This is a genomic window from Flavobacterium sp. 3HN19-14 (assembly GCF_051373205.1).
Taxonomy (GTDB): domain Bacteria; phylum Bacteroidota; class Bacteroidia; order Flavobacteriales; family Flavobacteriaceae; genus Flavobacterium.
The window spans coordinates 1442458-1464453 of record NZ_JBPPZT010000001.1; the positions used below are offsets into that span (position 1 = coordinate 1442458).

22 protein-coding genes and 5 pseudogenes are annotated in these 21996 nt (G+C 40.2%); all 27 read left to right on the top strand.

Features of this window, described 5'->3' with window-relative positions; genetic code table 11:
• Window positions 1-5: 5 nt before the first annotated feature.
• The 27 genes and pseudogenes from wecB (ACSLFW_RS07605) (at window position 6) to ACSLFW_RS07735 (ending at window position 21943) form a co-directional block, all read left to right on the top strand.
• Window positions 6-1143: pseudogene (wecB, locus tag ACSLFW_RS07605) on the top strand (non-hydrolyzing UDP-N-acetylglucosamine 2-epimerase).
• A 69-nt stretch (window positions 1144-1212) separates the two neighbouring features.
• Complete coding sequence (locus tag ACSLFW_RS07610; protein ID WP_436555269.1) at window positions 1213-2544, top strand: oligosaccharide flippase family protein; 1332 nt, start codon at window positions 1213-1215, stop codon at window positions 2542-2544.
• 76 nt (window positions 2545-2620) lie between these two features.
• Entirely contained in the window at window positions 2621-3730 is a 1110-nt protein-coding gene (locus ACSLFW_RS07615; RefSeq protein WP_436555270.1) for a hypothetical protein, read from the top strand.
• A 4-nt stretch (window positions 3731-3734) separates the two neighbouring features.
• Window positions 3735-4073, top strand: a complete 339-nt coding sequence (locus ACSLFW_RS07620; RefSeq protein ID WP_436555271.1) for a GNAT family N-acetyltransferase — start codon at window positions 3735-3737, stop codon at window positions 4071-4073.
• A complete protein-coding gene (locus ACSLFW_RS07625; RefSeq protein WP_436555272.1) occupies window positions 4070-5458 on the top strand; it encodes a polysaccharide deacetylase family protein in 1389 nt (462 codons plus the stop codon). Before ACSLFW_RS07620 ends, ACSLFW_RS07625 begins: the two co-directional genes overlap by 4 nt.
• Window positions 5455-5712 (top strand): hypothetical protein, encoded by a 258-nt coding sequence (locus ACSLFW_RS07630; RefSeq protein WP_436555273.1) that lies wholly within the window; start codon window positions 5455-5457, stop codon window positions 5710-5712. Before ACSLFW_RS07625 ends, ACSLFW_RS07630 begins: the two co-directional genes overlap by 4 nt.
• The gene (locus ACSLFW_RS07635; RefSeq protein WP_436555274.1) at window positions 5709-6479 is read left to right on the top strand and encodes a glycosyltransferase; all 771 of its coding nucleotides are present in this window, start codon (window positions 5709-5711) and stop codon (window positions 6477-6479) included. The genes ACSLFW_RS07630 and ACSLFW_RS07635 overlap by 4 nt, the downstream gene beginning before the upstream one ends.
• Window positions 6473-7507 (top strand): polysaccharide biosynthesis protein, encoded by a 1035-nt coding sequence (locus tag ACSLFW_RS07640; RefSeq protein ID WP_436555275.1) that lies wholly within the window; start codon window positions 6473-6475, stop codon window positions 7505-7507. The genes ACSLFW_RS07635 and ACSLFW_RS07640 overlap by 7 nt, the downstream gene beginning before the upstream one ends.
• Window positions 7507-7929, top strand: a complete 423-nt coding sequence (locus ACSLFW_RS07645) for a WxcM-like domain-containing protein (protein ID WP_436555276.1) — start codon at window positions 7507-7509, stop codon at window positions 7927-7929. Before ACSLFW_RS07640 ends, ACSLFW_RS07645 begins: the two co-directional genes overlap by 1 nt.
• 3 nt (window positions 7930-7932) lie before the next feature.
• Window positions 7933-9052 (top strand): annotated as a pseudogene (locus ACSLFW_RS07650) (polysaccharide biosynthesis C-terminal domain-containing protein).
• A 33-nt stretch (window positions 9053-9085) separates the two neighbouring features.
• Window positions 9086-10223, top strand: a pseudogene (gene wecB, locus ACSLFW_RS07655) (non-hydrolyzing UDP-N-acetylglucosamine 2-epimerase).
• 10 nt (window positions 10224-10233) lie between these two features.
• The gene (locus ACSLFW_RS07660) at window positions 10234-11445 is read left to right on the top strand and encodes a glycosyltransferase family 4 protein (RefSeq protein ID WP_436555277.1); all 1212 of its coding nucleotides are present in this window, start codon (window positions 10234-10236) and stop codon (window positions 11443-11445) included.
• Window positions 11438-12040, top strand: coding sequence for a sugar transferase (locus tag ACSLFW_RS07665; protein ID WP_436555278.1), 603 nt, complete (start codon window positions 11438-11440; stop codon window positions 12038-12040). The genes ACSLFW_RS07660 and ACSLFW_RS07665 overlap by 8 nt, the downstream gene beginning before the upstream one ends.
• 1 nt (window position 12041) lies before the next feature.
• Window positions 12042-13046 (top strand): ketoacyl-ACP synthase III, encoded by a 1005-nt coding sequence (locus tag ACSLFW_RS07670; protein ID WP_436555279.1) that lies wholly within the window; start codon window positions 12042-12044, stop codon window positions 13044-13046.
• Window positions 13047-13057: 11 nt separating this feature from the next.
• Window positions 13058-13288 carry an acyl carrier protein gene (locus tag ACSLFW_RS07675; RefSeq protein WP_436555280.1) on the top strand — a complete coding sequence of 77 codons (231 nt, stop codon included), beginning with the start codon at window positions 13058-13060 and terminating at the stop codon, window positions 13286-13288.
• Window positions 13289-13290: 2 nt separating this feature from the next.
• A complete protein-coding gene (locus ACSLFW_RS07680) occupies window positions 13291-13668 on the top strand; it encodes a hypothetical protein (protein ID WP_436555281.1) in 378 nt (125 codons plus the stop codon).
• Window positions 13617-14006, top strand: a complete 390-nt coding sequence (locus tag ACSLFW_RS07685) for a hypothetical protein (RefSeq protein ID WP_436555282.1) — start codon at window positions 13617-13619, stop codon at window positions 14004-14006. The genes ACSLFW_RS07680 and ACSLFW_RS07685 overlap by 52 nt, the downstream gene beginning before the upstream one ends.
• Window positions 14003-14335 (top strand): 3-oxoacyl-[acyl-carrier-protein] synthase III C-terminal domain-containing protein, encoded by a 333-nt coding sequence (locus ACSLFW_RS07690; protein ID WP_436555283.1) that lies wholly within the window; start codon window positions 14003-14005, stop codon window positions 14333-14335. Before ACSLFW_RS07685 ends, ACSLFW_RS07690 begins: the two co-directional genes overlap by 4 nt.
• Window positions 14336-14359: 24 nt before the next feature.
• Window positions 14360-14899 (top strand): SDR family NAD(P)-dependent oxidoreductase, encoded by a 540-nt coding sequence (locus ACSLFW_RS07695; RefSeq protein ID WP_436555284.1) that lies wholly within the window; start codon window positions 14360-14362, stop codon window positions 14897-14899.
• Window positions 14900-14907: 8 nt separating this feature from the next.
• The gene (locus ACSLFW_RS07700) at window positions 14908-15090 is read left to right on the top strand and encodes an SDR family oxidoreductase (protein WP_436555285.1); all 183 of its coding nucleotides are present in this window, start codon (window positions 14908-14910) and stop codon (window positions 15088-15090) included.
• Window positions 15068-15718 carry a NeuD/PglB/VioB family sugar acetyltransferase gene (locus ACSLFW_RS07705; RefSeq protein ID WP_436555286.1) on the top strand — a complete coding sequence of 217 codons (651 nt, stop codon included), beginning with the start codon at window positions 15068-15070 and terminating at the stop codon, window positions 15716-15718. The genes ACSLFW_RS07700 and ACSLFW_RS07705 overlap by 23 nt, the downstream gene beginning before the upstream one ends.
• A gap of 30 nt (window positions 15719-15748) precedes the next feature.
• Window positions 15749-16339 (top strand): annotated as a pseudogene (locus ACSLFW_RS07710) (sugar transferase).
• Window positions 16340-16401: 62 nt separating this feature from the next.
• Window positions 16402-17543, top strand: a pseudogene (locus ACSLFW_RS07715) (DegT/DnrJ/EryC1/StrS family aminotransferase).
• Between the two features lie 170 nt (window positions 17544-17713).
• Window positions 17714-19633 (top strand): polysaccharide biosynthesis protein, encoded by a 1920-nt coding sequence (locus ACSLFW_RS07720; protein ID WP_436555287.1) that lies wholly within the window; start codon window positions 17714-17716, stop codon window positions 19631-19633.
• Window positions 19634-19735: 102 nt separating this feature from the next.
• Window positions 19736-20500: a polysaccharide biosynthesis/export family protein gene (locus ACSLFW_RS07725; protein ID WP_436555288.1), complete on the top strand. Its 765-nt coding sequence runs from the start codon at window positions 19736-19738 to the stop codon at window positions 20498-20500.
• A 1-nt stretch (window position 20501) separates the two neighbouring features.
• Entirely contained in the window at window positions 20502-20762 is a 261-nt protein-coding gene (locus tag ACSLFW_RS07730; RefSeq protein WP_436555289.1) for a Wzz/FepE/Etk N-terminal domain-containing protein, read from the top strand.
• Window positions 20763-21004: 242 nt separating this feature from the next.
• Complete coding sequence (locus tag ACSLFW_RS07735; protein WP_436555290.1) at window positions 21005-21943, top strand: hypothetical protein; 939 nt, start codon at window positions 21005-21007, stop codon at window positions 21941-21943.
• Window positions 21944-21996 lie beyond the last annotated feature (53 nt).

Sequence of the window (21996 nt, forward strand, 5' to 3'; positions counted from 1 at the left end):
AAAAAATGAAAAAAAATTTAATTGTTTTCGGAACCAGGCCAGAAGCTATAAAAATGGCACCGCTGGTGAAGGAATTTCAAAAAAACACGACAGCTTTTGAAACGAAAGTCTGCGTAACGGCGCAGCATCGCGAAATGCTTGACCAGGTGCTGTCTTTTTTTGAAATTGTTCCAGATTACGACTTAAATTTAATGAAACCCAACAGGATCTTTATTCGCTGACGAGCGATATTGTTTCGGGAATGAAACCTATACTTGAGGAATTTCAACCCGATTTTGTTTACGTGCAAGGCGATACCACAACATCAATGGCCAGTGCAATGGCGGCGTTTTATGCCGGTGCGAAAGTTTGCCACGTAGAAGCAGGCTTGAGAACCAATAACCTGCAATCGCCATTTCCGGAAGAAATGAACCGGCAGGTTACCGGACGGATTGCCAGCTTCCATTTTGCGCCTACTATGGCTTCAAGAGACAATCTTTTAAAAGAAAATGTACTGCAAAATCAAATCGTAGTTACGGGAAATACCGTCATTGATGCGCTGTTATTCAGTTCGAAAAAAGTGGAAGAAATCGAAAATGAGGAAATCCGATCACTCCAATCACATATCGATCCTTCAAAAAAAATAATCCTTGTAACCGGTCACAGACGCGAAAACCACGGTGATGGCTTTGTCAATATCTGTGCGGCACTTAAGGAAATCGCGCTGTCAAATGACAACGTGCAGATCATTTATCCGGTACACCTGAATCCAAATGTGAAAGGCCCGGTATACGAAATTCTCGGTGATGTTGTGAACATTAAACTCATTGCGCCATTAGCTTATCCTGCATTTGTATGGCTGATGAACCAAAGCTATCTGATTATCACTGACAGCGGCGGCATTCAGGAAGAAGCGCCAAGCCTGGGAAACCGGTATTGGTAATGCGGGATAACACCGAACGTCCCGAAGCTGTAGCTGCCGGAACGGTGATTTTAGTCGGCACAAATCAAAATCTGATCGTCTCAGAATGCAATCAGTTGCTTAATGACAGCAAGCGTTATGCAGCCATGAGCGGTCTGCACAACCCATACGGCGATGGAAATGCCTGTGCGCGTATAGTTGATTTCATAAACCGACATGAAGACGTAAATAAACGACAATGATAAAAGCCGCGTTTTGGAGTTCATTCGATAAAATTATTTTTCAGGCGCTGAATTTTATTATAGCGATTATTGTCGCGCGTTATCTGGTCCGAAAAATATGGAACTGTAGCCATCATCAACGGTTATGTGTACCTGCTTAATATTTTTATGGACAGTGGCATGACCATTTCGATCATCAGGAATAAAGACATTACTGATAAAGAAGTTTCGGCGATATTTACATTCAATTTTGCGTTAAGCATCCTGTTCACAATCCTTACATTGGTGTCTTCACCATTTATTGAAAATTATTTCGATATTCCAGATTTGGGAACCTACCTCAATTATTCTTCAATAATTCTGATGCTGAACTCCCTCGCATTTGTAAGATATGCGCGTATGGAGCAAAATATGCAATTCAGAAAGGAAAGTTTTATCAATATCTCATCAATGGTTGCTGCCGGTGCAGTCTGCATTTATATGCTGACGCTGGGTTATGGCATTTTTGCGGTGGTGCTGTTCAGTATCAGTGCTACTTTTATGAAAAACCTGCTTTACCTGATTTTCACGCCGAGATTCAGGGTCATGAAATTTGATTTCAACGCATTAAAGCCGCATTTGCATTTCGGGAAAAACCTGCTTGTGTCGAGTACCGTTGAAGCGGTTTACAACAACGGATTTCCGGTTTTGATCAATAAATTATTCGGCGGTTATAGTGCAGGGATTTTCTTTCAGTCGAAAAGACTTGTCGACTGGGCTGTTCAATTGGTTTCGGCTTCGAGCAGGCGTTTGTTCCTGCCTTCTGCTTCAAAGGCCGGCAACGACCTGCAAACGACCTTTACACTGTTGCAGCAGGTTTTGAAATTCGTCAATTATATTTTGGTTTTTCTGGTAGCGGTTTTATTTATCAATTCGAATTACCTTATAGTCAAATTGATGGGAAGCGAGTGGGAAGGCTCGGTATTGCTGATGAAAATCATTATTTTCGGGATGATATTTTATGCGCCTTATTTTCTGTGCATCGACGTTTTTAAAGTGATGGGCGATTCAAAAGCTTACTCCAACACTGTGTTTTACAGCCGCTTATTTTCTATTGGATTGATACTCTTGTCATCGCTATTTGGATTTTTATATCTTGTGATATTCTTTTCGTTTGCACAATTGCTGATGTTTGCCTCGGCTGTAATACAACTCAAACGAAAATACAACTACCATCCGATGCCCATCATTAAAACGATATACCCTCCAATTGTAAGCATGATTGCCGGACTCGTTGTAGCAGATTTTATAAGCCTCGGAGGCAACATAATTTTGGATTTAATCATCAAAACGACGATATTTGCACTGATTTATCTTTCCATAAGTGCATTCGTATTTCAATTTAACCCATTAATGGTGTTGTACAGGAAAATAAAAAAATAAAATCATTTGATGGAAAAAATTAAAAAAGCAACGTCTACACAACAACAGATATTCAATGTTTTTTTAATTGTAATATTTGACCTGCAATTCCAATTTCGCATATATCCTCAATTATTTATTGCTGATTTATTGCATTTCTTCGTTTAAAATCAACTTTCTCGCCAACATGAACAGCAAGTTATTGCTGTTGGGCGCCATTGTGATTTCCTATGTATTCAATATTTCTACCGAAATAAATCCCGAGAGTGATTTCCTGGTTGCCCTTAACATATTGCTGCTGTTCTTTCTATTTCCCTATTTCAAGACGCGCGATTACACTGTAGGCCACAAAGTACTGTTCTTTATAGCGGGATTTATTATTTTTTCACAGCTGGTTTACATCTACGAAATCACCTATTTTACAGATTTGCTCGAAAGTATTTACAAACGCGCAGATGCAGAACAGGAATTCAATTTCTTCATCACTGAAAACAGGAATGGTGGAATCTATTTCAACCCGAATCAGGCCTGTAAATATGCTACAATGCTGATGGGACTTACTTTTGTGTCGCTTCAGGGTAAATTCAAATGGATTATCATTTCGACACTTATGGTTTCGGTAGTGCTTACCGGAAGCCGAACGGGTCTTATCACTGCCTTGGCATTTTTTGCCATTCATATTTTCTTCCTTAAACGCAACTTTTTCCTTACTTTTTTGGTCGTTGCCGTTGGTCTGGTAATTATCCCGACGCTCGAATTCAATAATATCCGAAGCACGCAGCTCAACGATACAGGAAGTCTTGATTATAAAAACGAAGCGCTTTTTTTCTATTTCAGCCAGGCGATGAAATACGACAAATGGAACCATTTGGCTTTTGGAAATTTTACTTCAGATTATGATATCATCACCTCGATATACCGGATGCCGCAAAAATATAACCTTGGTTTTGACGCAGAAATCGGGTTTATGATTTCTACTTTCGGCGTCTTCGGACTCGTAGCTTTAATTTTATTTTACGTCAGGCACATGCGGTCGCTCAATAAAAAATACCTGTTGATCATTACGCCATTTATATTCTGGCCGGTGACTTCAACGATTATATTTTCGTTCAAATCAGGTATGGTTTATTTGGTTTGCCTGGGCTGGTGCGTATCCAAATCGAATATCTTAAACAGCAAACCAAAAGTCAGCGATGATCTCGCCTAAAGCTATGGAAATATTTATTTTTGATTATGCAAAGGATGCCGGTTTTGTAGATTCATTTCTCGAAACTGCAGCGCTATCGCACGGTGAAGATAAAAAAAGCAACGACTGGTTTTTCTGGAAATTCCGCGATAATCCTTTTGGCGAATCAGTGCTGGCATGCGCCAAAGAAAACGGCATTATCGTTGGTTGTGTGGCGATGGGGATGCTTGATTTTAATTACGAAAGCAAGTTGCTAAAAGGCGCGATTTCATTTGAAACATTCGTACATCCCAACCAACAAGGGAAGGGGCTTTTTAAGAAACTGATAACCGTTGCAGAACAGAATGCCGCAATCGCGGCGTGAAATTCCTGCTCAATTTTCCTAACTCCAACAGCCTTCCGGGATTTTTGCGAACAGGCTGGGCACAGCTTGACATTGCTGAATATTGGATAAAAATCAATCATTTATTCAAGACGATAAAGCATTTTAAAGATATGAGAAGTCCGTTTAAGGGCAATCGGTCTAATTTATCCGGTTTAAAAATGCCTGAGTCGGATGTTTCGCAGCAATTTTCGGACACAGATTTCAGTTCGGTAATCAATCCAGATTATTTGAAATGGAGGTTCTTTGGTTTTCCTGTCACCGAATATAAAGTTATCGATGACAAACAGGCCATTTCAATCGCAAGAATAGGGAAAAGAGGCGTGCTTACCGAAGTACAAGTTTTATTTATTTTACCTAAATCAGCGGAATTCAGACTAAAATTGCTGATTAAATCATATAGAAAAATTACTGATTTTGACATCATAAGTCTTCCGATTTCAAAAAACCATTCGCTGACACGCCAATTACTACCGAATTTATTTCTGAAAGTGCCCAATAAAGCAAGTGTCACCTACAAAATCCTGGAATTCGGAAACGCAAATCGATTTCAGCAAACTGGAATTGTCAGCCATAAACTATCATACTTATTGATGAGAGCATTTATCCGGAATAGTTTTCTGTCATTATTTGGTACTTTCAAAGCGCCGAAACCCGGTATTCATATCATCAATGCGCATTATGTAACGCCGAATTTCGTCGATGAAAATGACGCTAAGGTATTTGATAAATTCCTGCAGCACATCAGCAAAAATGCTAAATTGATTACCATTCAGGAAGCAACACGTCTGGTGGCCGAAAAACAATTCGACCAAAAAGAAGCACTTGTGGCCTTTACATTCGACGACGGTTTTGCAGAATGTTTCGATGTCATAGCGCCAATTCTGGAAAAACACAAAACCAACGCTGCTTTTTTTATCAACGCCAATTATGTGCAATCTGACGAAGATTACCAAAAAAATTATAATGAACGCGTCAATGTCTTCACCAAACGACCAATGAACTGGCAGCAAATCAAAAGTTTGCACGATCGTGGGCATGTCATCGGTTCGCATACGCTTGATCATATGAATTTGGCAGCGATCAGCGAAGAAGAGCAATTTTCTCAACTGGATGCCAATAAAAAAATCCTTGAAGAAAAACTCAATTATAACTGCGAATACTTTGCGTGGACGTACGGTCAGATGCAGCATTTCCCGGAAAGTGCACTAAAAATAGCACAGCAATTTCACCCTTATATTTTTAGCGGAACGAATTATAAGCACTATTTTTCTGCCAACGAAGCCATTATCAACCGCAGGCATATCGAGCCATTTTGGCCAAAATCGCACGTCAATTATTTTCTTTCCGTAAATAAAAAACCATGATATTAATTGATGCTTTATACATAAACAACAGCGGCGGAAAGGTTTTGCTCGATTACCTGATGGAAGCCGTTGAAGCATCAGCAATTGAAACGACTTATCTGCTCGATGAAAGAGTGCGCGATAACCATCCGGCAATTTCAAAAAATAAAATAATTTACCTGAAAGCAGGAATTACTGCCAGATACAAATTTTACAAAAAGCATAAAAACGATTTTTCGACCATCTTATGCTTCGGGAATTTAGGCCTGCCGTGAAAACCAATGCAGTTGTCTATACCTATTTCCATCAGAAATTATTTCTCGAAATCCCGAAAACATTTTCCTTTAAACAAAAATTGACATTTCAGATAAAAAGCCTGATTTTTAAATTTTTATTGAAAAATACAGATTACCTGATGGTTCAAACCCAGGTTGTAAAGGATGATTTTTCAGCAAAAATAAATGTGTTGAAACCGGAAAATATTCTGCTTTTGCCTTTTTATCCGCAAATAAATTCAACAATTACGGGCAAAATTGACAGAAAAAAACATAGTTTTGTATATATCAGCAGCGGAAGTCCGCATAAAAATCACAAACGACTTTTAACCGCTTTTGTCGATTTTTATAATTTGCATAAGACAGGCGAACTGCGGTTGACGGTAAGCGAAGATTATTTGGATTTGCTGATGGAAGTTCAGGATTTGCAGCGAAAAGGTTATCCAATCGTCAATTACGGATTTATGGAACGTGAAGCGCTCGCTGCAATTTACAGCAGTTCAGAGTATTGCATTTACCCTTCATTGTCAGAAAGTTTCGGCTTGGGCATTATTGAAGCCGTAGAAAGCGGATGTAAAATTATCGGCGCCGATTTGCCTTATACGAATGCAGTCTGCAAGCCATCGATTACTTTTAATCCGCTCGACGAAAAAAGTATTACAGAGGCGTTTGAAAAAGCCATTAACAACGAAGACGCCGCTACAGAGCAAAAAGTTTTTAACGAAATCGACAAATTAATAGCAATACTAAAAACAGGTACATGTTAATACAGAATAAAACTTTATTGATTACGGGCGGAACTGGCTCCTTCGGAAATGCCGTGCTTAACCGTTTCCTGCATACCGATCATTTTAAGGAAATCCGCATTTTTTCCCGCGACGAAAAAAAGCAAGACGATATGCGTAATCATCTCAAAAGCGATAAACTCAAATTTTATATCGGCGATGTAAGGGATTACAACAGTATTGAGCAGGCCATGCGCGGTGTTGATTATGTATTTCATGCGGCAGCGCTCAAGCAAGTGCCTTCCTGTGAATTCTTTCCCTTAGAAGCTACTAAAACCAATGTTTTCGGAACGCAGAATGTCATCGACGCTGCCGGAAGGAATAAAGTCCAGAAAGTGATTTGCCTCAGTACAGACAAAGCCGCCTATCCAATCAATGCCATGGGAATCTCAAAAGCATTGATGGAAAAAGTGGCGATTGCCGCTTCAAGAAATCTCAATGATACAACCGTTTGTTTAACGCGTTACGGCAACGTGATGGCGTCAAGAGGTTTGGCAATTCCACTGTTTTTGAAGCAAATCAAAAACGGTCAGCCAATTACGATTACAGATCCGAACATGACGCGTTTTTTGATGTCATTGGAAGAAGCTGTAGAATTGGTATTATTCGCTTTTGAACATGGCAATGCAGGCGATTTATTTGTGAATAAAGCACCTGCAGGAACGATTCGTGATCTGGCGCAGGCATTGAAAGAAATGTGCAATTCTGACAACGAAATCAAAATCATCGGCACACGCCACGGCGAAAAATTATACGAAACCCTTTGCACGCGCGAAGAAATGATCAAGGCTGAAGATATGGGCGATTTTTACAGGATTCCGTCTGACAACCGCGACCTGAATTATGCCCAGTATTTTTCAGAAGGCGAAAAAGACGTTTCAGCCATAGAAGATTACCATTCGCACAACACAGAACAACAAGGCGTTGAAGGCATGAAGGTTTTATTGTCGAAATTGCCTTTGATAAGGAAAGAAGTTTTTGGCGAAGACGTCGCACAATATACAGAATAATGAAACCGGAAGTTTTTGCAGGCAATTCGCATACAGACCACCGCGGAACACTGTTTTTTAACAATGATTTCGACGCCACAGTAATCAAACGGTTTTATGTGATTGAAAATGCAAACACTCAATTTATAAGGGCGTGGCAAGGACATAAAATCGAACAGCGCTGGTTTTCGGCTTTAAAAGGGAGTTTTGAAATCAAGCTTATTGAAGTTGATGATTGGGAAAGTCCGTCTACAAATTTACGGCCTTACGAATTTACGCTCGACGAAAAAAAAATGAATATTTTACATGTTCCAAAAGGCTACATAAGTTCAATACAGGCACTTGAGACTGGTTCAAAACTGCTCGTAATGGCAGATTATCTTTCAGGTGAAATTAAAGACGAATACCGCTACGACGCGGCTTTTTTTGAAAATAAAATTTAAAGTATGTTAAAAATTGGCGTTACGGGACAAGCCGGATTTGTCGGAAAACATTTGTACAATACACTTGGGTTGTTTCCTGAAGAATTTCAGCGAATTGATTTTCAAAAGGAATTTTTCAGTGATAAAAACCAGCTCGATGGGTTTGTTTCTCAATGTGATGTGATCGTGCATTTGGCTGCGATGAACCGCCATCCTGATCCGCAGGTCATTTATGATACGAATGTAAATCTGGCGCAAAAACTTGTCGATTCATTAATTAGAACGAAAAGCAAAGCGCATGTTCTATTTTCGTCGTCAACGCAGGAAGAACGCGACAATCTTTACGGAAAATCCAAAAAAGAAGGCCGCGAACTGATGGCGGAATGGGCAAAACAATCCGGCGGAAATTTTACCGGAATGATTATCCCGAATGTTTTCGGGCCATTCGGATTGCCGAATTATAATTCTGTCGTTGCCACTTTCTGCCACAAATTATCACATGGAGAAACGCCGAAAATTGATGTCGATGGCGACCTGAAATTAATTTATGTCACTGAACTCGTCAATGCAATTATCGCTGAAATTAGAAATGGCGACAGCAAATCAGAAGTGTATGTTCCGCATACTTCTGAATCAAAAGTGTCGCAGATTCTCGCATTACTCCAAAATTACAAAAGCCAATACCAGGAAATCTGGAATTATTCCTGAACTGAATTCGAAATTTGAAGTCAATCTCTTCAATACGTTCCGCTGCTATATGGACATCGCCAATCATTTCCCGGTGAAATTCACACAGCATACGGATCCGAGAGGCGCTTTTGTAGAAGTAATTCGTTTAAATGTGGGCGGACAGGTTTCGTTCTCAACCACCGTTCCCGGAATCACGCGCGGCAATCATTTTCACACCAGAAAAATCGAAAGATTCGCTGTCATAAAAGGAAAGGCATTGATTCAATTGCGATTGATCGGCACAGATGAAGTGATGGATTTTTATCTTTCCGGAGACGAACCAGCCTATGTTGACATGCCGGTCTGGTATACGCACAATATCAAAAATATCGGCGAAGAAGAATTGTACACCATTTTCTGGATCAACGAATTTTACGATCCGAATGACCCCGATACTTATTTTGAAAATGTTTAATGCAATCCGACAGGATTTGGATAATACACAACAATGAAAGCAAAACTGAAAGTAATGACAGTGGTCGGCACAAGACCCGAAATCATAAGATTATCAAGGGTTATGGCCGCTTTGGATGCTTCCGACGCGATTGAACACATCATCGTTCACACCGGACAAAACTACGATTATGAGCTGAATCAGATTTTCTTTGAAGATCTGGGCATCCGCAAACCCGACCATTTTCTCAATGCTGCGGGCGCAACAGCTACAGAAACCGTTGGTATGATTTTAATCAAAATCGACCCGCTTCTGGAAACTGAAAAACCGGATGCGTTTTTAGTTTTAGGCGATACGAACAGCTGTCTTTGTGCGATTCCGGCCAAGAAAAGACACATTCCGATTTTCCACATGGAAGCCGGGAACAGGTGTTTTGACCAGCGCGTTCCTGAAGAAACCAACCGCAAAATCGTCGACCACGTTTCTGATATCAACTTAACTTACAGTGATATCGCCCGTGAATATTTGCTTCGCGAAGGATTGCCAGCTGACAGGATTATCAAAACCGGTTCGCCGATGTTTGAAGTGTTGAATCATTATCTGCCGGAAATCAACGCTTCAGATATCCTGAATAAACTGAATCTCGAAGAAAATAAATATTTCGTCGTTTCGGCACACCGCGAAGAAAACATCAACAGCGAAAAGAATTTCAACGGTTTGATGGAATCGCTGAATCTTGTCGCAGAAAAATACGAGCTATCCAATCATCGTCAGCACGCATCCGCGCACGCGAAAAATGATTGATTCCAAAAATGTTCAAATGCGTCCTGAAGTACAGTTTTTAAAACCGATGGGTTTCAACGATTACAATGCATTACAGATGAAATCTTTCGCCGTTTTGTCTGACAGCGGTACGATTTCTGAAGAATCATCAACGCTGAATTTTCCGGCACTCAATATCCGCGATGCACACGAAAGACCCGAGGCGATGGAAGAAGCGTCGGTAATGATGGTCGGATTAAACCCCGAAAGAATCATGCAGGGACTGACGCAATTGCAATATCAAAAACGCGGTACCGAACGTAATTTCAGGCCGGTTGCCGATTATTCAATGCCGAATGTTTCTGAAAAAATGGTGCGCATCATCATAAGCTATACCGATTATATAAAACGCGTGGTCTGGAGCGAATAAAACCGTTATTATGAAGTTACTTTTCCTGACGATGGTGAAAATCGATTCGGTCGCCGAGCGCAATCTTTATACAGATTTGCTGCGGAAATTCCGCGATGAAGGAAACGAAGTTTTTGTTGTCAGGCCTTCCGAAAGAAGGGAGAAAAAGAAAACTGCGGTCAATAAAGTGGATGGCGTGACCATTTTGAATGTGAAGACTTTTAATCTCCAGAAAACCAATGTCATCGAGAAAGGAATTGGTACACTGGCCATAGAATACCAATATTTATCGGCAATCAGGCAATATTTTTCAGATGTGAAATTTGATTTGGTTTTGTATTCTACGCCGCCAATTACATTTTCAAAAGTCATTTCGTATATCAAAAAACGGGATGGTGCATTTTCGTATTTACTGCTCAAAGATATATTTCCGCAAAATGCCGTTGATATGAAAATGATCAAAAAAGGCAGTGCAATCCACAAGCTTTTCCTTAAAAAAGAGCGTAAGCTTTACGAGGTTTCAGATGCTATTGGCTGTATGTCAGAAGCCAACAAGCAATTTCTTTTACAGCATAATCCGGAAATAAATTCGGAGAAAATTGAAATCAATCCGAATACAATTGAGCCAATCGTTTTCGAGGAATCTGCGCAAGGAAAAGCAGAAATGCATGCGAAATTCAATATTCCGGAAACTTCAAAAGTGTTTATTTACGGAGGCAATTTGGGCATTCCGCAAGGCCTGGATTTTTTACTCGAAACCATTACGGCCGCAAAAAATATCCCGGATGTTTTCTTTATCATAATCGGCACCGGAACAGAGTTCAACCGCATACAAAGCTGGTTCAATCAGAATAATCCTAAAAATGCAATGTTATTGGCCGGACTTCCCAAAAATGAATACGACCAATTGTTGATGGCCTGTGATGTCGGCTTGATTTTCCTGAGTAAAGATTTTACAATCCCGAATTTTCCTTCGCGGCTTTTGTCGTATCTTAATTGCAAAATGCCCGTAATTGCCGCCACTGATCCTAACACAGACATCGGAAATATAATTGAAGATGCAGGTTGCGGATTTCGTATCATTTCAGGCGATACAAATGCAATGCTCACTGCAATCCAAAAGTTGATGTCAGATGAAGATACCTTTAATAGAATGCGCGAAAATGCATTAAAATTGCTTCAGAACAATTATACCGTTGAAAAATCTTATGGTTTAATTCAAAAAAAAGTGACCCATGTATAAACAGGTTTTTAAACGTTTATTTGATTTCCTGATTGCGCTCGTAGCGTTAATTGTACTGTCGCCGATTTTTATCATTGTCACTATTTTATTGTTTGTTGCCAATCAGGGAAAGCCGTTTTTCTTCCAGTTGCGACCGGGAAAAGGCGAAAAGATCTTCAAAATCGTCAAGTTCAAAACGATGAACGACCGGAAAGATTCAGACGGAAATTTACTTCACGATTCCGAAAGGCTTACAGCTGTAGGTGCTTTTGTCAGGAAAACTTCGCTGGATGAAATTCCGCAACTCATCAACGTTTTGAAAGGCGATATGAGCCTGATCGGACCGCGTCCGTTATTGCCGCAATACCTGCCGTTATACAGCGAAACCCAGAAAAAACGCCACGAAATGAGACCCGGAATTACAGGTTGGGCGCAAGTGAACGGAAGAAATGCCATCAGCTGGCAGCAAAAATTCGAATACGATGTTTATTATATTGAACATGTTAGTGTTTTATTAGACTTAAAAATAGTATTTTTGACAATAAGTAAGGTGTTCAAATCAGAAGGCATTAATGCTGCAGATTCAGCAACGACCGAAGCTTTTAAAGGAAATTAATATGGGTGTTACCATAAAAGCAATTGAATACGTTTATCCGGAAAACAAGGTCACCAACGAAGATCTTGGCAAGATTTTTCCCGATTATGATTTCGCCCAGTTCGAATCTAAAGTTGGTATTTTCAGCCGTTATTGGGTAGGGGAGAACGAAACCGCTTTCGACCTCGCCAAAAAAGCCTGTGAAAAATTGCTGCAAAACCACGACAAAGACACGGTTGATTATTTGATTTATTGTACGCAAAGTCCGGAATATTTCCTTCCGACAACCGCTTGTATGCTGCAAAACGAACTTGGACTCCCGAAAACCGCAGGCGCTTTCGATTACAATTTGGGTTGTTCGGGTTACACTTACGGATTGAGTCTGGCCAAAGGACTTATCAATTCCGGACAGGCGAAAAATATACTGTTGGTAACTGCCGAAACTTATTCCAAATACATGCATCCCGGCGATCGCTCCAACCGTGCGATTTTTGGCGATGCGGCAACGGCTTCACTGGTTTCATTTTCGGAAGAAGAACATTTTGGTGATTTTCTTTTCGGGACTGACGGCGCCGGTTACGATAAATTAATAGTAAAAAACGGCGCGAGCAGGTTTCCATTCGATCCAAAGGCGGAAGAAATCACTTACGGCACCAACAACACTTACACAGATAACAATCTGTACATGAATGGTCCGGATGTTTTCAATTTCACCAATACCGTAATTCCGGCATTTACACGGGAATTATTAGTAAAAAACGGAATTGCAAATGAAGACGTACAGCAATTCATTTTCCATCAGGCGAATGCATTCATGCTCAATTTCATGCGAAAATCACTCAAAATCGCACCTGAAAATTTCTATATCGATTTGAAAGAAGGCGGCAATACGGTTTCCTGCACGATTCCGATTGCACTCAAGGATTACAGCCAAAACATTAATGAAGCGCAGAAAATCATGCTTGTTGGTTTCGGCGTCGGCCTTTCATGGTCAGGCGGTCTCATCACAATAAAAAACAAATTATAAATACGAATATCATGACACAACAGGACTTTATAGCAGGATTACAGGAAGAACTTGAGTTCGATGCGCAATTGGAAAACGGCACTAATCTGAAAGATTTAGATGAGTGGGATTCTATGGCTGCAATGGTACTAATCGGATACGTTTCGAATGAATTTGGCGTGACCTTGACTGATGCCGACTTAAAAAATGTGACCACAGTTGATTCATTAATCGAAAGAATCGGCGCTGATAAATTCGACTAAATATGTATCAGGAATTTGATGGTGTAGCGATAAAAGCACTGGCGACCTGCGTTCCGAAAAACAAAGTCGGCAACGATTTTTTCAATGAACTGCTCAGCCCGAAAGAGTTGCGGATTTTTGAAAAAACTGTTTCGATTCTGGAAAGGCGCTGGGCTGCAGACAATGTTACCGCTTCCGATTTGGGATATGAAGCCGCTTTGAGTCTGTTTGACGAATCGATCGTTGAACGGGATGACATCGACTGCTTAATATTCCTGAGCCAGACCCCAGATTATAAAATTCCGTTTACATCTAATATTCTTCAGGCCAGATTGGGCTTGAAAGAGAAATGCTCTGCCTTGATATCAACGCCGGTTGCGCCGGATTTATACAAGGATTGAGCATTGCTTTTTCAATTGCAAAGACAACCAAAGGCAAAGTACTTTTTATCGTCGCAGAAACGCTTTCAAAGATTTTATCGCCGAAAGACCGTGCCACGACAATGTTGTTTGGAGATGGTGCTGCCGCGGTTTTGATCGATAAAGATGAAAATGCACAGCCATCATTCTTTAATTTCTTTTCAGATGGCGCCAATGCCGATGCAATAAGAATTCAGGATGGTGGTTACAGAAATGCCGCTACCGCTGAAAGCCTGATCTTCAATGAAGATGAAAACGGCAATGTAAAAAACCGCACCAATCTTGAAATGGATGGCCCGAAAGTTTTGATTTTACATTGAGGGAAATCTCATCCGGAATTGAAAAACTGCTCGAGAAATCCAGCGTGAATAAAGACACGATTGATTACTTTTTACTGCACCAGTCGAATCATTTTATCATCAGGCAGATTGCTGCACAGTTAGGTGTCGCTGCAGATAAAATGCTGGTGAATATTGCCGATTTTGGAAATACGAGCGGCGTTTCGATTCCGTTAGTGATGGCTTCCTACAGCGAAAAATTCGATTCGGCACAAAAAATTATATTAAGCGGATACGGCTCCGAACTCAACTGGGGCAATGCCATCATCAATACACAAGGAATAAAAATAGTACCAATGCGCGAAATCTGATTCGCGTCAGGAAAATGCAATTTCATGATTCACGACAAAAAAATTCTGGTCACAGGCGCTACTTCCGGTTTGGGTTTGGCCTTGTGCGAATATCTCATACAAAATAACTGCAAAGTCGTTGCCATCGGCAGGGATGAATCCAAAATAAAAGAAGCCGGAATCAGCCATCAAAACTTCAGGTTCCTGGGTATTGAGCTGACCGATTTTGATACTTATGAAACAATTTTTGAAAATGATGATTCTGAAAAATTCGATGGCTTCGTGCATTGCGCCGGCATCGAAGAAACACTTCCGTTGACACTTTCCACGCATGCTGCAATGGAGAAAATTTTCGATATCAATGTGTTTTCAGGAATTGAATTGCTTCGTTATTTTTCAAAGAAAAAATATTCAAACGACGGCGCTTCTGTGGTTTTTCTTTCTTCTGTGATGGGAGAATTAGGACAGGCCGGGAAAGTAGGTTATTGTGCTACGAAAGCTGCGATTATAGGTGTTGTCAAAGCTTCTTCACTCGAATTGGCGAAAAGAAAATTCCGTGTCAATTCAATTGCTCCCGGGTCGTAAATACACCGATGACACAAAAATTATTTTCGCAAATCGATGCCGAAAATATCGAAAGAATCAAAAATATGCATCCGTTGGGCATTGGTGAAACGACAGATGTAGTCCCGCTAATCGCCTTTTTATTGTCTGACGGAAGCCGCTGGATTACCGGCCAAAATATCAAAATCGATGGTGGATACTCCGTTCAATAAAAAAGACCTGTATATGATTGGCGCAGGCGGATTGTCGCGCGAATTGGAATCCTGGATGCAGAAATCAAATTTGTCTTCCGAATATGCCCTGAAAGGCTATTTAGACGATGATGCCGAAGCGCTTAAAGGAATTAAGAACGATTTCAATATAATCGGTCGATTTTTCAATGATGGTGACTGGAAAGGAAAAAACCTCCTGCTTGCCATTGCATCTCCAGAAATCAAGCAAAAAGCATTGGATTTAATACGTCAGAATGATACTGTTTTGCTATCAATGGTGCATGAGTTTTCTGTTATCGGCAACAACAGCCATTTAGGAATTGGATATGTATTGTGCCCGTTTGTAGTGGTTTCCTGTAATGTGACGCTTGGTGATTGCGTGACTGTCAATTCCGGATCGCAAATCGGTCACGATGTGATTGTGGGAAATTTTACCAGCATTATGGCCAATGTTGATATTGGTGGTGGCGCTGTCATCGGTAATAATGTTTTCATAGGTTCAAATGCTGTTGTTTTACCGGGCGTTAAAATTCCGGATAATACCAGGATTGGTGCCGGAGCTGTCGTGCTCAGGACAATCAAAAAACCGGGAACTTATTTTGGAAATCCCGCCAATAAAATCTTCTAACGGATGCGCACCAATCAATAATTCCATCCAATGAAAAAAGCCAGTAAGCGCATATTCGATATTGTAATGTCCGGAATTGGCTTGTTGTTTTTTTTACCAATTATTCTTTTTTTTCTGATTCTTGCGGCCATTGATACGCGTTCCGGCGGACTTTTCATGCAAGAAAGAATCGGCCAATTCGGAAAACGTTTCAGGATTTATAAATTGAGAACAATGCGGGAAGAAGCAGGAAAGAATGCAGTTATTTCTGCTTTCGGCAATTTTTTAAGAAAATCAAAAATCGATGAAATGCCGCAGCTTTTAAATGTTTTTACAGGCGATATGAGTATGGTATGACCACGCCCTGATATTCCCGGATATTATGATTTGCTCGAAGGCGATGACCGGAAAATTTTAGAATTAAAACCCGGAATCAGCCTGTCGGCAAGCCTGAAATATGCCAACGAGGAGCAGCTTTTATCCGAACAGGAAAACCCGCAGCAATACAACGACAAAATTATCTTTCCCGATAAAATCAGGATCAACTTATTATACCAACAAAAACAGTCGCTTTGGCTGGATATTAAAATAATTATTTACACTATTTTTGGCAAAAAAATGGACGCCGATTTTGAAAGTTAATAGGGCATATGCCTTATTGTGTCAAAATCCGTAATTCTTAATTTCACGTAATTAAAAGCAACATGAATAACGACAAAATCTGGCTCTCATCGCCGCACATGGGTGGAAACGAACAAAAGTATGTTCAGGAAGCATTTGATTCGAACTGGGTCGCACCGCTGGGCCAAATGTTACAGGATTGGAACAAGATCTTGAAAAATATCTTGAAAAAGAGGTATTTGTGGGTGCATTGAGTTCAGGAACGGCCGCATTGCATTTGGGTTTGATCTTACTCGGAGTAAAAGCTGGTGATGAAGTGATTTGCCAAAGCATGACTTTTTCGGCTTCTGCCAATCCGATTATGTACCAGGGCGCAACGCCGGTTTTTATTGATAGCGAACCTGATACATGGAATATGTGTCCGAAAGCGCTCGAAGAAGCCATAAAAGACCGCATTGCAAAAGGTAAAAAGCCAAAAGCAATCATTCCGGTGCATTTGTATGGAACGCCTTATAAAATCGAAGAAATTCACGCGATTGCAAAAGCCTACGAAATTCCGGTCATGGAAGACAGTGCAGAAGCGTTGGGGAGTCGTTATAAAGGACAAATGTGCGGTACTTTCGGCGATATTGGCGTTTTATCTTTCAACGGAAATAAAATTATCACGACTTCAGGCGGAGGCGCTATTGTAACGCCAACAAAGGCTTTAAAAGACCGTGCCGTGTTCTTTTCGACGCAATCTCGTGACAATGCACCGCATTACCAGCACAGCGAAATCGGTTATAATTACAGGATGAGTAACATCTGCGCAGGAATCGGAAGAGGACAAATGGAAGTGCTGCAGGCGCATGTCGAATTAAGAAGAAAGATGCATGAATTTTATATTGAAATCCTTTCAGGAGTTGAAGGAGTTTCAGTATTTTCGGCACCTGACAATGATTATTATTCGAACTATTGGCTAAGTGCAATCTTAGTTGATCCGATTAAAACAAACGGCAAAACACGTGAAGATTTGCGCTTGTTTTTAGAGCAGTTCAATATTGAAAGCCGCCCGTTATGGAAACCGATGCATTTGCAGCCGGTTTTTGAAAAATATCCGTTTTATGGCGGAACGGTTTCAGAAAAATTATTCGAGAACGGCTTGTGCCTGCCTTCAGGTTCTAACCTGACCGAAAATGAAAAATTGAGATTGAAATCGGCTTTTGCCTCTTTTTTTTCATTATAAATAAAACCTTAAGCGGTTAATTTCATTGGTTTTTTTTGTAGTATAGGATGTTTTTGGATTACTTTTACAACGATTAAAGAATAAATTCAGTTAAGTTGAGCAACGATAAAAAAACAAATTTTGTTCCTTCTTTTTCCCAAAGTTTCGACAGGCTTAAAGCCATCGGGAATATGAGAAACATAAGCTATCTGCCAAGGTGGGTCATCCTGTCAATCGATATGATGATTGTTTCGTTCTGCGCGCTCATCACTTATAAAATGCTTGACGAAATGGGCCGTAATTATGTGCACGGCGGTTTCCTTTATTTCATCATTCCCGCATTTATTTTCCTGAACCTTTTCTTTTTCTGGTTGTTCAGGACGTATTCCGGAATCATCAGGCATTCTTCCTACATTGATGCCGTAAAAATATTCATTGCGCTCTTTCTCACGTTGATTTTCCTGGTGCTGATCAATTACACCAGCTATATTTTTTACGACAGGAAACTCTTCATGAATGCCGGGCTTTTCATTAATTTCATTTTTACATTTTGTGCGCTGTTCATCTATCGAATTGTGGTCAAACAGAGTTTTGAGATTTATTTTTCCGAAAGCCAGAACAATGAATTGATAAGGGCGCTGATTTATGGTTCGGATGCGAATGCTATTTCTGTTGCCAATGCGCTTAAATCTGAAAAACCATCGCGCTTCCGGATTGTTGGTTTTGTTGATAAAGAAAATCAGAATTCGTCAAAAAGGATTTTAAACCTTCCAATCCTCAACCTGAAGAAAAAAATTCCGGTTTTGATGCGTTCTGTTGAAGCGGAGGCATTAATTATCGCCGATAAAAGCCTTTCTAAAGAAGAGCAATTGATTATCGTGGATGAATGCCTCGAATTCAATTACAAAGTCTACACGGTGCCGTTGATTTCTGACTGGGAAGACCGCAATGAAATTTCCCAAAAAGTAAAGAATTTTCAAATCCAGGATTTATTGGAAAGAAAACCAATTGTACTCGACGACCAATCGATTTCATCGCAGCTTCAGGATAAAACCGTATTGATTACAGGTGCTGCCGGTTCCATCGGAAGTGAAATTGTTCGCCAGGTGATTAGTTTCAGTCCCGGGAAAGTTATCATACTCGATCAGGCAGAAACGCCGCTACACCACCTGACGCTTGAAATGAACCTGCTTGAAGCGGGGATCAATATGGTTTCTGTGATTGCCGATATCAGGAATAAGGAATCGGTAGAGGAAGTGTTTAAAAAATACCGTCCGAATGTCGTTTTTCATGCCGCAGCCTATAAGCACGTACCGTTGATGGAGGAAAATCCGGCGCAGGCAATTTTTGTAAATGTAGCCGGAACGAAAAATATCGCTGATTTGTCCTGTACTTACAATGTCGAAAGTTTTGTGATGGTTTCTACAGATAAAGCGGTAAATCCAAGTAATGTAATGGGGGCAAGTAAGAGAATTGCCGAAAAATATGTGCAGGCACTTCACCATCAGTTTAATGTCGAAAACCACCAGTGCAATACTAAGTTTATTACAACAAGATTTGGAAATGTATTGGGTTCAAACGGCTCTGTGGTGCCATTATTTACCGAACAAATTGCCAAAGGCGGTCCGGTAACAATTACACATCCAGAAATCATCCGCTATTTTATGACGATTCCTGAAGCCTGTCAATTGGTACTTGAAGCTGGAGCGATGGGAAAAGGTGGCGAAATTTACATTTTCGACATGGGCAAGCCGGTTAAAATTATCGATTTGGCGAATAAAATGATCAGGCTTGCAGGTTTTACGCCTGGTAAGGAAATCAAAATAGAAATTGTCGGATTGCGTCCCGGTGAAAAATTGTATGAAGAACTTCTTAATGATTCTGCCAAGACATTGCCGACGCACCATGAAAAAATAATGATTGCACAAGAGGCTGGCGAAGATTCAGAACGCGTCTTTACGGCTGTGAATGAATTGATTACGACTGCAAATGCCTATTCAAACCACGCCATTGTTTCGAAAATGAAAGCGATTGTACCTGAATTCGTGAGTATGAATTCTGATTTTCAGGTGCTCGATAATTCGCCAAAAAGTCAAATTATCGAGCAATAACGCTTGTATTCGGCGTTTGTTTGACAGAAATAATTATATTTGCAGTGCTCTTAAATAAACCGGAAATTCAACAAATCCGGCTTTTTTATAACCAAAAATGATATGATAAAAAGGATATTACCATTTTTTTCTCTATTTATAATTCTTTCAGCATGTGCCCCAAAAGAGAAACTGATTTATTTTCAGGGCATACAAAACGCTAAATCTGGAGACGCCAAAACACAATATGAGCCACAGCTTCAGGCGGATGATTTGTTATTAATCATTATCTCAGCGCCTGATCCTGAAGCGGCAATTCCGTATAACCTTATCAGTTATTCTACTACTGAAGCTGATCGTTCCAATACGTCTCTTCACTACCAGACTTACCTCATTGATGCTAACGGCAACATCGAATTTCCCGTTATTGGCAGTATGAAACTGGGCGGCCTTACTAAAACTGAGGCGATTGATAAGATTAAATCAGAATTAAAAAAATACATTAAATCCCCGATTGTTAATCTCCGTATCATGAATTACAAGATTTCTGTTATGGGTGAAGTGGCGCGTCCGGGAACATATCCTATTGAAACTGAAAGGATAACACTTCCGGAAGCTTTAAGTAAAGCGGGCGATTTAACGATTTACGGCGACCGTAAGCAGGTGCTCGTTATCCGTGAAATTAACGGTGTGCAAACGCATAATTTTATCGATATTACTTCGGCAGATTTTATCAACTCGCCTTATTATTATCTTGATCAGAATGACCAGATTTACGTGCAGCCGAATAAGACCAAAATTAATTCTTCTGTAATTGGGCCAAATATTACTGCCGGTCTGACTGCTATTTCGCTTGTCATTACCGTAATCGCTTTATTAATAAGATAATATGGAAAATAATTTTAAGTCCATTGAACAAACTGAAGATTCTTCCGATCGTCAGATAAATCTCAAAGACCAGATTGCAAAATACATTTATCACTGGAAATGGTTTGTGCTTTCTGCTATTATCTGTCTTTTCGGAACCTATTTTTACCTGCGTTATGCTACTCCGGAATATAAAATGGAAGCCACAATCCTTATCAAGGATGATAAAAAGGAGGGATTACATCTGAATTATCAGCTTTTTCTGATCTTCTCGGCCCGGTAAAAAGTAATGTTGATAACGAAATTGAAGTCTTAAAATCAAGAAGGCTTGTAAGAGCTGCGGTCGATAGTCTTAACCTGCAGGTCGCTTATTATACGGAAGGCCGTCTTAAAACTTCGCGTACCTATTCAAATACGCCAATCCATGTAAGTTTTATTGAAAAGGCTGTTGATTTTGATAAGACTGATACCACATTTACGGTGCACCTTATTTCGGGCAATAAGTATGAATTACTGGATTCTAAGTTGTCAAAAATCGGCACGCATTATCTAGGGGAGACTGTTAAAAGTAAACTTGGAAGTCTTATTATTACTAAGAATATTCCGAAACCAGGTACGACACTTGCCAGCACCGTTACAGTAAAGCTTACCAAAATTGAGAGTGCTGTTAACACCTACCAAAACCGTCTGAACGTTGAGCCGGTGAACAAATTATCAAGCAGCGTTCTGACGCTTTCAATTGTCGATCCTATAAAAGAAATTGGTGTTGATTTTCTGAACACGCTTATTAAAAAATACAATGAAGACGCTGTTAAAGACAAGAATCAGGTAGCGGCGAAGACTGAAATATTTATTAATGCCAGGCTCAAAAACATCGCCCGTGAACTGGACAGTGTTGAGAGCGGTATGGTAAGTTTTAAAACGACTAACAAGCTGATGGATATTACTTCGGAAGCTAATGTTTTTCTTCAAACTGCCAGTGATTATCAAAAGAATATTGCAGCAATCGCAACACAAATTGAAGTGGTTGAGTCAATGGTTGATTACATTTCAAAAAGTACGATTGCTGATATTATTCCTACTAACGTAATTCCGGAACAAAGCGATGCAGTCGGACTCATTGCCACTTATAATGACCTGGTTACACGAACTGCGAAAGTAAGGCAAAGCGCAACAGACCTGAACAGTACGGTGCTAAATAACCAAAGGCAATTGACTGATTTGCGTTCCAGTATTATTAAAAGCCTGTCAACGCTGAAGTCTTCATTATTGATCAAACAGAAAGAGATTGAAGGGCAAGGCAGGATTGTGAATGGCAAAATAAGCGCTGTCCCGGGTCAGGAGAAAGAATTTACAGGTATTGTAAGGAACCGCGACATCAAGCAGACGATTTATTTGTATTTGTTGCAAAAGCGTGAAGAAAATGCCATTACGCTTGCAGTTACGGCCCGAATTCGAAGATAATTGACTCAGGTTATTCTAATCCGATACCGGTTTCGCCAAAAAAGCAAATTATC

What these genes read in the sequence shown, in the direction of transcription:
- ACSLFW_RS07620 (WP_436555271.1), top strand. Translation starts at nt 3,735, where the DNA reads ATGGAAATATTTATTTTTGATTATGCAAAGGATGCCGGTTTTGTAGAT.
- ACSLFW_RS07630 (WP_436555273.1), top strand. Translation starts at nt 5,455, where the DNA reads ATGATATTAATTGATGCTTTATACATAAACAACAGCGGCGGAAAGGTT.
- ACSLFW_RS07640 (WP_436555275.1), top strand. Translation starts at nt 6,473, where the DNA reads ATGTTAATACAGAATAAAACTTTATTGATTACGGGCGGAACTGGCTCC.
- ACSLFW_RS07645 (WP_436555276.1), top strand. Translation starts at nt 7,507, where the DNA reads ATGAAACCGGAAGTTTTTGCAGGCAATTCGCATACAGACCACCGCGGA.
- ACSLFW_RS07660 (WP_436555277.1), top strand. Translation starts at nt 10,234, where the DNA reads ATGAAGTTACTTTTCCTGACGATGGTGAAAATCGATTCGGTCGCCGAG.
- ACSLFW_RS07665 (WP_436555278.1), top strand. Translation starts at nt 11,438, where the DNA reads ATGTATAAACAGGTTTTTAAACGTTTATTTGATTTCCTGATTGCGCTC.
- ACSLFW_RS07670 (WP_436555279.1), top strand. Translation starts at nt 12,042, where the DNA reads ATGGGTGTTACCATAAAAGCAATTGAATACGTTTATCCGGAAAACAAG.
- ACSLFW_RS07675 (WP_436555280.1), top strand. Translation starts at nt 13,058, where the DNA reads ATGACACAACAGGACTTTATAGCAGGATTACAGGAAGAACTTGAGTTC.
- ACSLFW_RS07680 (WP_436555281.1), top strand. Translation starts at nt 13,291, where the DNA reads ATGTATCAGGAATTTGATGGTGTAGCGATAAAAGCACTGGCGACCTGC.
- ACSLFW_RS07685 (WP_436555282.1), top strand. Translation starts at nt 13,617, where the DNA reads ATGCTCTGCCTTGATATCAACGCCGGTTGCGCCGGATTTATACAAGGA.
- ACSLFW_RS07695 (WP_436555284.1), top strand. Translation starts at nt 14,360, where the DNA reads ATGATTCACGACAAAAAAATTCTGGTCACAGGCGCTACTTCCGGTTTG.
- ACSLFW_RS07700 (WP_436555285.1), top strand. Translation starts at nt 14,908, where the DNA reads ATGACACAAAAATTATTTTCGCAAATCGATGCCGAAAATATCGAAAGA.
- ACSLFW_RS07705 (WP_436555286.1), top strand. Translation starts at nt 15,068, where the DNA reads ATGGTGGATACTCCGTTCAATAAAAAAGACCTGTATATGATTGGCGCA.
- ACSLFW_RS07720 (WP_436555287.1), top strand. Translation starts at nt 17,714, where the DNA reads ATGAGAAACATAAGCTATCTGCCAAGGTGGGTCATCCTGTCAATCGAT.
- ACSLFW_RS07725 (WP_436555288.1), top strand. Translation starts at nt 19,736, where the DNA reads ATGATAAAAAGGATATTACCATTTTTTTCTCTATTTATAATTCTTTCA.
- ACSLFW_RS07730 (WP_436555289.1), top strand. Translation starts at nt 20,502, where the DNA reads ATGGAAAATAATTTTAAGTCCATTGAACAAACTGAAGATTCTTCCGAT.